The organism is Clostridium sp. Cult3 (genome assembly GCF_021655115.1).
Classification (GTDB): Bacteria; Bacillota; Clostridia; order Tissierellales; family Tepidimicrobiaceae; genus PPXY01.
Genome location: NZ_PPXY01000019.1, coordinates 146,974 through 159,347, shown reverse-complemented (window position 1 = coordinate 159,347; position 12,374 = coordinate 146,974). Strand labels below are relative to the sequence as shown.

13 protein-coding genes and 1 riboswitch are annotated in these 12,374 nt (G+C 35.5%); all 13 genes read left to right on the top strand.

What is annotated here, in order from left to right; genetic code table 11:
* Positions 1-8: 8 nt before the first annotated feature.
* The gene (fdhF, locus tag C3E88_RS04850; protein ID WP_236909032.1) at positions 9-2,687 is read left to right on the top strand and encodes a formate dehydrogenase subunit alpha; all 2,679 of its coding nucleotides are present in this window, start codon (positions 9-11) and stop codon (positions 2,685-2,687) included.
* 4 nt (positions 2,688-2,691) lie between these two features.
* A complete protein-coding gene (locus tag C3E88_RS04845; protein WP_236909031.1) occupies positions 2,692-3,192 on the top strand; it encodes a ferritin-like domain-containing protein in 501 nt (166 codons plus the stop codon).
* 1 nt (position 3,193) lies between these two features.
* Positions 3,194-3,682 (top strand): MogA/MoaB family molybdenum cofactor biosynthesis protein, encoded by a 489-nt coding sequence (locus C3E88_RS04840; protein WP_236909030.1) that lies wholly within the window; start codon positions 3,194-3,196, stop codon positions 3,680-3,682.
* Positions 3,672-4,301, top strand: a complete 630-nt coding sequence (gene mobA, locus C3E88_RS04835) for a molybdenum cofactor guanylyltransferase (RefSeq protein WP_236909029.1) — start codon at positions 3,672-3,674, stop codon at positions 4,299-4,301. The genes C3E88_RS04840 and mobA overlap by 11 nt, the downstream gene beginning before the upstream one ends.
* Positions 4,302-4,303: 2 nt before the next feature.
* On the top strand, positions 4,304-5,086 hold the full coding sequence (gene fdhD, locus C3E88_RS04830; RefSeq protein WP_236909028.1) for a formate dehydrogenase accessory sulfurtransferase FdhD: 783 nt from the start codon (positions 4,304-4,306) through the stop codon (positions 5,084-5,086).
* A riboswitch (molybdenum cofactor riboswitch) is annotated at positions 5,054-5,173 on the top strand. It overlaps the preceding gene by 33 nt.
* Positions 5,174-5,247: 74 nt before the next feature.
* On the top strand, positions 5,248-6,081 hold the full coding sequence (locus C3E88_RS04825) for a substrate-binding domain-containing protein (RefSeq protein WP_236909027.1): 834 nt from the start codon (positions 5,248-5,250) through the stop codon (positions 6,079-6,081).
* Positions 6,082-6,157: 76 nt separating this feature from the next.
* A complete protein-coding gene (locus C3E88_RS04820) occupies positions 6,158-6,847 on the top strand; it encodes an ABC transporter permease (protein ID WP_236909026.1) in 690 nt (229 codons plus the stop codon).
* 1 nt (position 6,848) lies between these two features.
* Entirely contained in the window at positions 6,849-7,481 is a 633-nt protein-coding gene (locus C3E88_RS04815; RefSeq protein ID WP_236909025.1) for an ABC transporter ATP-binding protein, read from the top strand.
* Position 7,482: 1 nt separating this feature from the next.
* On the top strand, positions 7,483-8,709 hold the full coding sequence (locus C3E88_RS04810) for a molybdopterin molybdotransferase MoeA (protein WP_236909024.1): 1,227 nt from the start codon (positions 7,483-7,485) through the stop codon (positions 8,707-8,709).
* Between the two features lie 47 nt (positions 8,710-8,756).
* A complete protein-coding gene (locus tag C3E88_RS04805) occupies positions 8,757-10,643 on the top strand; it encodes a molybdopterin biosynthesis protein (RefSeq protein ID WP_236909068.1) in 1,887 nt (628 codons plus the stop codon).
* Positions 10,644-10,810: 167 nt separating this feature from the next.
* Positions 10,811-11,437 carry an accessory gene regulator ArgB-like protein gene (locus C3E88_RS04800; RefSeq protein WP_236909023.1) on the top strand — a complete coding sequence of 209 codons (627 nt, stop codon included), beginning with the start codon at positions 10,811-10,813 and terminating at the stop codon, positions 11,435-11,437.
* Positions 11,397-11,522 (top strand): AgrD family cyclic lactone autoinducer peptide, encoded by a 126-nt coding sequence (locus C3E88_RS12430; protein WP_236909022.1) that lies wholly within the window; start codon positions 11,397-11,399, stop codon positions 11,520-11,522. The genes C3E88_RS04800 and C3E88_RS12430 overlap by 41 nt, the downstream gene beginning before the upstream one ends.
* Positions 11,523-11,662: 140 nt before the next feature.
* Positions 11,663-12,373 carry a LytR/AlgR family response regulator transcription factor gene (locus C3E88_RS04790; protein ID WP_236909021.1) on the top strand — a complete coding sequence of 237 codons (711 nt, stop codon included), beginning with the start codon at positions 11,663-11,665 and terminating at the stop codon, positions 12,371-12,373.
* The last annotated feature ends 1 nt before the right edge of the window (position 12,374 follow it).

Below are 12,374 nucleotides of genomic sequence, written 5' to 3'. Positions count from 1 at the left end.
TGAAAGCTATGGTGGAAATTATAATAAATGGCATAAAGCATCAAGTGGCAAAGGATATTACAGTACTTGAAGCTTGTAGGGACTTAGGGATAGATATCCCTACCCTATGTCATGATGATAGATTAGAGCCCTATGCAGCATGTAGATTATGTATAGTAGAGGTTAAGGGAAAGAAAAATCTTCAGACTTCCTGTTCCCTTAAGGTAAGGGAAGGTATGGAGATACAAACCCATAGTGAAAAGGTTATAAATGCAAGAAGAGATATATTAGATCTCCTATTTTCCAATCATCCGGAAGATTGCCTTAGTTGTGAAAAATCTGGAGATTGTAGTCTTCAAGATTATTGTTTTGAATATGGAGTTCTTGAAGGAAGCTATATAGGAGAGAAAAAGGATTATAATACGGATTATTCCAATCATTTTTATACCTATGACCCTAATAAATGTATTCTATGTGGTAAATGCGTTAGAGTTTGTTCTGAGCTTCAATGTACTGACGCTATTGGCTTAGAGGGCAGGGGTTTTGATACAAAGGTAGTTACTCCCTTTGATATGGGGCTTGCAACTTCAAAATGTGTATCCTGCGGGAACTGTGTAGCTGCCTGTCCCGTTGGTGCACTAATGCCTAAGCGAAAGGAAAAAGTTCGACATTGGGAGTTGGAAAAGGTAAAGACTACTTGTTCCTATTGTGGTGTAGGTTGTCAAATAGAGCTATTGGTTAAGGGGAATAAGGTAGTTGGAGTAGAACCAGCAAGGGGAAAGGCCAACAATGGACTTCTATGTGTAAAAGGTAGATTTGCATATCCCTTTATTAATCATCCTGATAGGCTTAAAACCCCTCTTATAAAGAGAAATGGAAAATTTGAAGAAGCTAGTTGGGATGAAGCCTATAGGGTCATCGTAGATAAAGTAAATGAAACGAAAAGTAATCATGGGCCAGAGGTCTTTGCAGGATTAACTTCAGCTAGATGTACCAATGAAGAAAACTATTTATTCCAAAAGATGTTCAGGGCAGTGATTGGAACCAACAATGTAGATCACTGCGCGCGGCTCTGACATGCTTCCACCGTTGCAGGTCTTGCAACTACATTAGGAAGCGGTGCTATGACCAATAGCATAGAGGAAATAATAGATGCAGATGCTATATTTGTAATTGGTTCAAATACTACTGAGAACCATCCTGTGATAGGGACGGTTATGAAAAGGGCAGTTAAAAGAGGGGCAAAACTAATAGTAGCTGATCCAAGAAGGATTGAATTAGCTGACTATGCAGATGTATTCCTTCAAATTAAACCTGGGACTAATATAGCTTTATTAAATGGCATGATGAATGTAATCATTAGCCGTGGACTACATGATAAAAAATATATAGAAGAAAGAACGGAAAATTTTGAGGAATTTGAAAGGGTTATAAGAGGCTATACTCCACAATTAGTAGCAGAAATATGTGGAGTAGATGAGGAGGATATAATAAAAGCAGCCCTTATATATGCCCAGGCGGATAAGGCTGGAATATATTATGCTATGGGTATTACTCAGCATACTACAGGAACCCATTCTGTAATGAGTGTATCTAATTTAAGCCTACTATGTGGAAACATTGGCAAGGAATCAGCTGGAGTAAATCCACTGAGAGGACAGAATAATGTTCAAGGGGCCTGTGATATGGGAGGATTGCCAGCAGATTTGCCAGGATATCAAAAGGTATTTAAACCAGAAGTTCAGGAGAAATTTGAAACCCTTTGGGAATCAAAGCTTCCAAACAAGGTAGGACTTACAGTACCAGAAATTTTAGATGAAGCAGAGACAGGAAATATTAAGTTTCTATATATAATGGGAGAAAATCCTATGGTTTCAGATCCGGACATAAACCATGTGAGAAAAGCTTTAAACAACTTAGATTTTCTAGTGGTTCAAGATATATTCCTAACGGAAACAGCAGAACTAGCTGATGTAGTATTGCCAGCAGCGTCCTTTGCAGAAAAGGATGGTACCTTTACTAATACAGAAAGAAGAGTTCAAAGGGTAAGAAAGGCAATAGAATCAGTAGGAGATTCTAAACCTGATTGGCAGATATTGATGGAGCTTATGAACAGACTCGGCTACAGCAAAAAGTATTTAGATCCTTCGGAGATAATGGAGGAAATTAGAACTGTAACACCCCAATATGGAGGTATTACTTACGATAGAATTGAGGAAGATGGCATACAATGGCCTTGCCCAGATGTAGATCATCCAGGTACTAAATATCTTCATAAAGCGGCTATAGCTAGAGGCAGAGGGTTGTTTATGCCAATAGATCATAGAGATAGCGCTGAGCTGGCTGATTCAGAATATCCATTTATATTTACCACTGGAAGAATACTATATCACTACCATACCAGAACTATGACTGGTAGAGTAGAGGGACTAAATAAGATTTCCTCTGAATCCTATGTAGAGATAAATGAGGTAACTGCTAATAAATTGGGTATAGCTGATGGAGAAAAGGTTAGATTAGCATCAAGAAGAGGAAAAATAATCACGAAGGCGAAAATAACCGATATAATAGATGAAAATGTATTATTTATGCCTTTCCACTTTGCTGAGGGAGCAGCTAACTACCTTACTAACACAGAACTGGATTCTATTGCAAAGATTCCCGAGTTGAAGGTAGCTGCTGTTAGAATAGAAAAATTAGGGAGTTGATCCTATGAAGAAGTATGAACAGATATTGAGATATGCCATGCAGATGGAATTAGATGGCTACAATTTCTTTAAAGAGAAGGCTGGTGAGTTTGTAGATCCTACCACTAAAAATTTATTCCTGAAGTTAGCAGATGTGGAAATGGATCATTATAATTTAGTAAAGACCCAGCTGGAAAGCTATTTAAAGACGAATTCCTTCGATTTAGATTTGGATATATTTGATAGAGATGAGGAAAGCATATTTGAAAAGAGGGAACGGTCAGAGCATATAGATGAGACCTTGGTGGAATCTGATGTGCCTGATATCACTGTCTTAAGGATGGCATATTTAATAGAAAGGGACTATGCTGAGTTCTATAAGAAGGCGGCAAAAGAAGCCGATGATGAAGATGCTAAAAGTTTATTTGAAAGATTGGCTAAATGGGAAGAAGGCCATGAAAGGCTATTTAAGGAAGAATATGACAGAAAGATGGAAGAATATATGAATCTTCCTTGGGGTGGTTAATATGTTCAAAGTGGGAATAATCACTGCCAGTGACAAAGGTTTTATTGGAGAAAGGGAAGACTTAAGTGGCAAGGTTATAGCAGATATAGTAAAATCAAAGGGCTATGAAGTCAAACGAAAGGTGATCTTACCTGATGATGAGGATAAGCTTTTCAAAGAGATGGCATATATGGCAGATGAATTGAGGGTAGATTTGATATTAACTACAGGTGGTACAGGTTTTAGTAGTAGGGATGTAACACCTGAAGCCACTATAAAGGCCTGTGATAGGATGGCTAATGGAATTGCTGAGGCTATGAGATACTATAGCCTTAGCATTACCCCACGGGCCATGTTATCTAGAGCTGTATCCGGTATACGTGGGGGAACCTTAATAATAAATCTTCCGGGAAGCCCAAAGGCAGTCAATGAATCCTTAGGGTATGCAATGGATAGCATACATCATGGATTAGAAATACTCACTGGGCAAGGAGGAGAATGTGCTAGGTGATAATATGAAAAAATTTGGAACAGCTGTTATTTTAGCTGGCGGAAAGAGCACCCGAATGGGATTTGATAAGCAGTTGCTAAAAATTGATGAAAGAAGACTTATAGACAATTTAAGAAACAAGCTAAACAAAGTATTCGATGAAATAATAGTAGTAACCAATAAATCTGAATACTATCTAGGTTTTAGCGATAAAATAACTAAAGATATAATAGTGGGGAAAGGGCCTCTTTCTGGTATCCATGTGGGATTAGTAGAGGCTAGTAGCCAGTATGTATACTTTGTAGCCTGTGATATGCCCAATATAAGTATGGAATATATAGACTACATGATGAGGAAACTAGATGATATAGAGGTTAAAGCCTGTGTAACTAGATATGGAGAGTGGATTGAGCCCTTCAATGCTTTTTATTCCAAGGATATGATATGGGATATTGAACAGCATCTATTAAAAGGGGCAAGATCGGTAAATTCATTGCTTGATAAGCTGGAAGTTCATTATGTTCCTGAAAAAGAAGCCAGAATATATAGTCCGAATTGGGATATGTTTTTGAATTTAAATACTAAAGAAGATCTAGAAGATTTTTTGGAGATAATAGGAAGTGAGAATTGGGGAATATAATCATGGATAATACAAAAAAGGTGGAAATTTTAAGGATTAAGGGAGATATTTCTAATTTAGAAGAGGATATAGTAGTAACAGAATATCCATTCACCATATTTATTAATGATATGGAGATTGTGACCCTACTGTGTAGCCCTACTTCCCTAGAGTACTTAGCTTTAGGTTTTATATATTCTGAAGGGCTAATAAATTCCTTATCCAATGTGAGAAGGATTACCATTGATGAAGATAATGGAATAGGTTATGTGTATCTAGATGAAATGAATGAGTTTAGTAAAAAATTTATGGGCAAAAGAACTATTACTTCTGGTTGTGGAAAGGGAACGGTTTTCTACAATGTGATAGATTCATTTAAGTCTAAAAAGATAGAAAAACCTCTAACAATAGATATTGAAAGTATAAAGAGACTGGTTAGAGGTTTTAATAAAAAATCCCAACTTTTCATAGACACTGGGGGAGTCCACAGTTGTGCTTTGTGTAGTGCTGATGATATAATAATATTCGAAGAGGATATAGGAAGGCACAATGCCTTGGATAAGATATTTGGAAGGGCATTGGCCGAGAATATAGATACTAGAGATAAAGTTATCCTAACTAGTGGAAGGATATCTTCTGAAATCCTCATCAAAGCAGCTAAGAGACAGGTACCTATTATAGTTTCTAGATCAGCTCCTACTAGCCTTTCTGTAGAAATGGCTGAAAAATTGGGAATTACTTTAGTAGGCTTTGCTAGAGGAGAAAAAATGAATATATATACCAATTTTCCGAACTTAAATTTCTAAAGCCATAGGCCATGAAACTTAAGTCTTGGGTATAAGGAGAAATCTTTATGCCTCCCGTGTTTGGAAAGGAATACATTAGATCCATACGATTGTATTGTATGTTTCCAGTCCTTTCTAGGGCTGGTTTTTTATTTAATTAAAAATTAAGGAGGGCAAGTTTCATGAAAAAGTTTTTAACAGTAAGTTTAAGTGTTATACTTATATTCACATTGTTAGTAGGTTGTGGACAAAAGCAGGACAAGGATGGAGGTAGCATTATATTATCCACAACTACTAGTACTCAAGATAGTGGACTTTTAGACTATCTACTGCCAATTTTTAAGGACGAGACAGGAATTGAAGTGAAGGTAATAGCAGTAGGTACAGGTAAAGCTTTACAGATGGGTAAGGATGGAGAGGCAGATATACTATTAGTACATGCTAAGGAATCAGAAGAGGAATTTGTAGCTGAAGGTCATGGTTTAGAAAGACACGATGTTATGTATAATGACTTTATACTTGTAGGTCCAGGAGATGATCCATTAAATCTAAAGGTAGAACACCCAAATGATATATTAGAAGGTTTAAAGATTTTAGCTGAAACGGAAACGGAGTTTGTATCTCGGGGAGATGATTCGGGTACCCATAAAAAAGAACTATCTATATGGAAAGAAGCAGGAATAGAACCAGAAGGGGATTGGTACATATCTGCAGGTTCTGGTATGGGAGACGTACTAAAAATTGCTGATGAGAAAAGGGCTTATACTATTACCGATAGGGGAACTTATTTAAGCATGAAGGACGATTTGGATTTGGATATAATAATAGAAGGGGATGAAAACCTATTTAACCAATATGGTATAATTCCTGTAAATCCAGAGAAAAATGATAAGATAAATGCTGAAGATGCAAAAACATTTATGGAATGGATGTTGTCAGACAAAACTCAAGAATTAATAGGAGAATTTGGTGTAGAGGAATATGGAATGCCCTTGTTTATACCAAATGCAAAATAATCCATGTATAGAAAGTAGATTTTCAAGCTGCATATGAATAGAAAATATGCAGCTTGAATTTTAGGTGGTGAACTAGATGAACTATATTCACGAAGGGTTTAAGGAAGCTTTTAGGCTTCTTATAGGATTTGATAAGGAAGTATATGGTATAATTTCCTTATCGCTACTGGTATCTACAACAGCTACTATAATAGCATCATTAATTTTTATTCCCTTAGGAATCCATCTTGGCATAAAGGAGTTTAAGGGGAAAAGGTTCTTTTCTCGGATTCTCTATACCTTTATGAGCATTCCCTCTGTAATAGTTGGGTTGGTAGTGGCCATATTGTTATCAAGGCGAGGACCTTTAGGCGATTTAGAGCTATTATATACCCCAAGAGCTATGATCATCGCCCAAGTCCTACTGGTAACCCCTTTAATTCTAGGACTAACCTATAGCCTTGCTAAAAGCAGGGGAAAGACTATAGAAAAAATAGGGTTAACCCTAGGAGCAGGAAAGTTTGATATAATAATTTTAACTATTAAAGAGCTAAGGATAGAATTAATGGTCAATATAGTAACGGCTTTTTCTAGGGCTATATCCGAGGTGGGAGCGGTTATGATAGTAGGAGGAAATATTAAGGGTCATACTAGAGTGATTACTACTACTATATCCATGATGAACTCCATGGGGGATTATCCAATGGCTATAGCATTGGGAATAGTTTTGCTCATCATATCCTTTGTTATAAATAGTATAATATATTCCTACAGTGGGGAGGATTGATATGGAAGTATTCGTTAAGAATATAAAAAAATATTATTCCGATAAGCTGGTATTAAATATAGATGAACTACAATTTGAAAAAGGAAAGATAACAGGAATAATAGGCCCTAATGGCTCAGGAAAATCTACTTTGTTGAACATAATTGGGGGATTGGATAGGGAATATTTAGGGGAAGTAAAATATGGTGAGAAGGGCTTAAGCCAGGGTATATATAAGGAAATGACACTGGTGACCCAAAAACCTTATTTGTTTAGAAGAAAGGTTTATGAAAATATAGAATACCCTTTAAGAATTAGGAAAGTACAGAAAGATGAAATGAGAAGAAGAGTGCAGGATATTATTGAAAGATTTGAGATAGAGGATCTTAAGGATAAGAAAGCTCATCTTCTTTCTGGAGGGGAATCTCAAAAGGTAAGTTTAGCAAGAGCTTTAGTATTTGAACCTAAACTATTGTTATTAGATGAGCCCACATCTAATATAGACCCAGAATCCATTAAGATAATGGAAAGGGAAATACTGCGATTTAATGAGGAAAGTAAGGGTACTGTACTTATAGTTACCCATAATATAGATCAATCTAAAAGATTGTGTGATAATGTTATATATCTTGAAGAGGGAAAGGTAGGTAATTGATGTGGATTTTTTTAATGTAGTATCGGTAGAGGAAGCCCAAAGAAAGGTAGTGGAAGTTTTTGAGGATTATATATTTGAAAAGGAATATATACCTTTATTAGAAGCTACCCATAGGATCTTAGGGGAGGATATTATCTCCAATATAGATGTACCAGAATTTAATCGTTCTACAGTAGATGGGTATGCTATAAAGAGTAAGGAAAGCCATGGGGCCAGTGAATCCATGCCTAGCCTATTCAATATTATAGGTGAAGTTCACATGGGAGAGGTATCTAAGTATAATATAAAATCTGGTGAGGCAGTATATGTGCCTACAGGGGGAATGGTTCCAGAAGGAGCCGATGGGATGGTGATGATAGAGAATACGGAAAAACTAGATGAGTCCACCCTTATGGTATATAAGTCTATATCCTTTAATGAGAATATGATACTAAAAGGGGATGATATTAAGATAGGAGAAATAGCCTTGGAAAAGGGGAGAAGGATAACCCCAGAATCCATAGGTGTTTTAGCAGCCCTAGGTATATTGCAAGTTAATGTATATAAAAAACCTAAATTTTATATCATATCTACCGGAGATGAAATAATAGATTTAGACGAAAAGCTAGAATTAGGTAAAGTTAGGGATATAAATAGCTATGCCCTTCATTCCCTCATAATCCGCTTAGGTGGGGAAGTAGTGGAAAGGACCATCGTAAGGGATGATTATAACCTTTTGAGAAATGAGGTAGAAAAAGCTATAGGAATATCCGATATAGTCCTTATATCGGGAGGAAGCTCTGTAGGCACTAGGGACTATACAGCTAAGGTGATAGATTCCTTTGAAGGCGCAGGGGTATTTGTCCATGGCATGTCTATTAAACCAGGGAAACCCACTATAGTAGGAGAAGGGGAAGGAAAAATAATATTTGGCCTTCCTGGGCACCCAGTTTCATCTATTATGGTATTTAAAGCTATTGTAGAATATTATGTAAGGCACAAGATGGGGATTATTGATTTTACTCCTAAGACCAAAGCCATAATGGACTTTAACTTCCCATCATCTCCTGGGCGGGAAACCTACCAGATGGTTAAATTAAAGGAGAAGGATGGAAAGCTGTATGCTACTCCAAATTTTGGAGAATCGGGGATGATCACTTTACTAGCAGATGCAGATGGGTACATAGTGATCAAAACCCATGAAGAAGGGGTTTATAAAGGAGAAGAAAGGGAAGTCTATTTGCTGTAGTTTAATATATTTTATACTAGAATTGAAAGGTGATATATATGGATAAAATGAGGAGAAATATTTATATAGATAATATAGATGTGGATAAGGCTAAAGAAAGCTACTATAGAAGTTTAGCTATAAAACCTGAGTGGGAAGAGATAGATGTACTAGATTCTTTGAATAGGATAACTTTTGAGCCTCAATATGCTAAGGTTTCTTCGCCAAATTATAATGCAGCAGCTATGGATGGTATATTGGTTCAGGCTTCTAAAACTATAGGCGCCGCTACTACTAATCCTAAAATACTAGAGGAAGATAAGGATTTTACATATGTAAATACAGGCAATATGGTAGTAGAACCCTATGATGCTGTAATAATGATCGAAGATGTAATAGAGGTAGAAAAAGGAAAAGTTCAAATACTTAAAGCAGCCCATCCTTGGCAGCATATAAGGCCTATTGGGGAAGATATAGTGGCTACTGAGATGATAACACCCTCAAAACATAAGATAAGGCCTATAGATTTAGGAGCGTTGATATCGGGAGGTATTCAAAAACTAAAGGTGTACAAAGAGCCAAAGGTTGGTATTTTACCAACGGGAACGGAGATAATAGAAAAAGTAGATAGATTAAAACCAGGCAAAATAATAGATTCTAACTCCAGGGTTTTTGAAGCATTGGTCCAGGAAGATGGTGGAATCCCTAATAGATATAGTCCCGTAGAAGATGATTATGGGAAACTTAAAAAGGCGGTATTAAAAGGTGTAAAGGAGAACGATATCTTAATAATAGGGGCAGGTTCTTCTGCTGGAACCAAGGATTATGTTGTTCATGTAATAGAGGAATTAGGGGAAGTTGCAATTCACGGAGTAGCATTAAAGCCTGGTAAACCAACTATATTAGGCATCATAGATGGTAAACCTGTAATAGGTATACCAGGATATCCTGTATCTTCTTATATAGTATTTGAAACCTTCGTTAGACCTTTAATATTGAAATATATAGGATTAGAGGAGGAAGAGGATTTAATTGTCGAAGCTATTAGCTCTAAAAAAATAGTATCCTCTTTAAAGAATAGGGAATTGGCAAGGGTTAATCTAGGATATGTAGATGATAAATTAGTGGCTACACCTTTATCTAGTGGAGCAGGGGTTACTATGTCCCTGGTAAAAGCCGATGGTATAGCCATAATCCCTCAAAACTTAGAAGGAGTGGAAGCTGGGGATAAGGTTAATGTAAGATTATTAAAGCCCTTATCTCAGATAAAAAGGACCCTAGTATCCATAGGTAGTCATGATATTATAATGGATATATTAGGGGATATGATGAGGCTAACCTCTGGTCATGTAGGCAGTATGGGAGGAATTCTAGCCATGAAAAGAGGTGAATGTCACATTGCCCCAATCCATTTATTGGACTTGGAAACTGGAGAGTACAATATTTCCTATATAAGAAAATACTTCCCAGGAGAAAAGATGGCTTTAATCAAAGGGGTAAAGAGACATCAAGGGTTTATAGTGGAAAAGGGAAATCCTAAGAATATAAGGGATTTTTCTGATTTGACTAGAGAAGATATAATCTATGTAAATAGACAAAGAGGAGCGGGCACTAGGATACTTTTAGATTATCATCTAGGTAGAAATCAAATAGATCCCTCTATTATAGAAGGATATGATAGGGAATTTACTACCCATATGGCAGTAGCCACAGCAGTAAAAACAGGGTCTGCTACTACAGGCTTAGGTATTTATTCAGCAGCTAAAGCTTTAGATTTAGACTTTATAAATATTGCTTTTGAAGATTATGACTTTTTAGTAACCCAAGATTCGTTAGAAGATGAAAAGGTTAAACAATTTATAAATATATTAAAATCCGAAGAATTTAAAGAAAGAGTTGATAATCTAGGGGGATATGGTTTTGAAAATATTGGAGAAGTCATCATGATAGGTTAATAGGAGTGGATAAATAGGATAGTCGTTAACAAATAAAGTTAGATTATACAGAATCTAACTTTATTTTGCTATTCGTACCGTTTTTCCTACCATTCGTACCGTTTTTGGCAAAACTTACATTAAATATGGTATATTCTAAATAAGATTGGGGTTTATGGAGGGCTTATATGTTACATAAATTAGCGGAGGATATAAGTTTTTATTTGATAACCAATAACATAATAGATATAGAGGATAGGGAAATTTATATTTATGGATTAGAATTGCTTATATCTACTTTATTTACATCCATTAGCATATTGATACTAGGATTTTTAATAGGGAACTTGATTTTTGCTGTGACATTTTTATTAGTGCATTTCTTCTTAAAATCCTATACAGGCGGATACCATGCAAAACACTATTATGAATGTTATATCTATTCCATATTTACGTATATAGTTTTAGTAATTTTAAATTGTATAATATCAGATATTTATAAACCATTTATAGGATTACTATTACTAATAATTTCTATGCTAGTTATATTCAAATTTGCCCCAATTGAAAATAAGAACAATCCAAAGACAGAAGAGGAGATGGTTAGAAATAAAAAAATATCCAGAATAAGAATATCAATCTTAAGTGCAACAGGGGTTTTGGGATATATAGTAAAGGCTGATTTAATAGATATATGGTTTATGTTAGCTATAACGGTGTTTTCCATAGCTTATTCAATAATCAAGCAAAAATATTTAGAAAGGGGGGTTCAGGGTGGGAAACACAAAGACGAAAGTATTAAAAAACATTGCTAGGCTATCAAAGAAGATGGCTATATCAGCAGAAGGGAAACAGTCAATATTTATAGCCTACGAGCCTAAGAAGCCGAAGAAGAAATAGAAAAGTCAAGAGTGTGTGGGTGTGGGATTATTACTATAACGAACAAAAACCTCCAAGTAGATGTGGGAGGTTTTTGCATTGTCATCACATATAATTCATGATAATCTATAATCAGAAAATTCTTATAGAGGATGATTATGATGATAAACATTGGAATCTGTGATGATAATAGTTATTTTTTGGATTATATTGAAGATAGGATAATTAATACTTTAAAATATGGTAATATCTGTGCTAATGCCTACAAATTTGTAGATGGAATAGAGTTACTTAGGGCTTATGATAATAAGGACAAGCCTTTTGATATCATCTTTTTAGATATAGATATGCCAAAAAAGGATGGTATAGAGATAGCTGAGCTTATTAGGAAAAGAGATGAAGAGGTTTTGCTGATATTCATAACCTCTATGGATGACGAAGTATATAAAGTTTTTAAATATAATACCTTTAGATATATTAGGAAAACTCATATAGATATGGAATTAGAAGAAGCTTTAAATAGTGCTGTGGAAAAACTTGAAGATGAAAAACATGTATTCAAAACTATTTGTGGAGATGTGGCTCTATATATTAGCGATATATTGTATTTTGAGTTTATGGATCGGGTTGTTCAAATCCAAACTTTCCATGGTAAGCATAGGACTACTATTAGAAGATTTAAGGATGTAGAAGATGTATTTATCCCTAAAGGATTTATTCCCATACATAGAAGTTGTCTAGTAAATGAGAGATATATCAAGAGCATAGGAAATCTAGATATAACCTTGGATAATGAAGAAAAACTACCTGTTAGTAGATATAGACTAGAGGAAGTGAAGAGAAGTTTTATTAGTACTGCAAGGAGAGGATAGC

Excerpts from the sequence above, each read along its gene's own strand:
- C3E88_RS04845 (WP_236909031.1), top strand. The coding sequence starts at position 2,692 with ATGAAGAAGTATGAACAGATATTGAGATATGCCATGCAGATGGAATTA.
- C3E88_RS04840 (WP_236909030.1), top strand. The coding sequence starts at position 3,194 with ATGTTCAAAGTGGGAATAATCACTGCCAGTGACAAAGGTTTTATTGGA.
- fdhD (WP_236909028.1), top strand. The coding sequence starts at position 4,304 with ATGGATAATACAAAAAAGGTGGAAATTTTAAGGATTAAGGGAGATATT.
- C3E88_RS04825 (WP_236909027.1), top strand. The coding sequence starts at position 5,248 with ATGAAAAAGTTTTTAACAGTAAGTTTAAGTGTTATACTTATATTCACA.
- C3E88_RS04820 (WP_236909026.1), top strand. The coding sequence starts at position 6,158 with ATGAACTATATTCACGAAGGGTTTAAGGAAGCTTTTAGGCTTCTTATA.
- C3E88_RS04815 (WP_236909025.1), top strand. The coding sequence starts at position 6,849 with ATGGAAGTATTCGTTAAGAATATAAAAAAATATTATTCCGATAAGCTG.
- C3E88_RS04805 (WP_236909068.1), top strand. The coding sequence starts at position 8,757 with ATGAGGAGAAATATTTATATAGATAATATAGATGTGGATAAGGCTAAA.
- C3E88_RS04800 (WP_236909023.1), top strand. The coding sequence starts at position 10,811 with ATGTTACATAAATTAGCGGAGGATATAAGTTTTTATTTGATAACCAAT.
- C3E88_RS04790 (WP_236909021.1), top strand. The coding sequence starts at position 11,663 with ATGATAAACATTGGAATCTGTGATGATAATAGTTATTTTTTGGATTAT.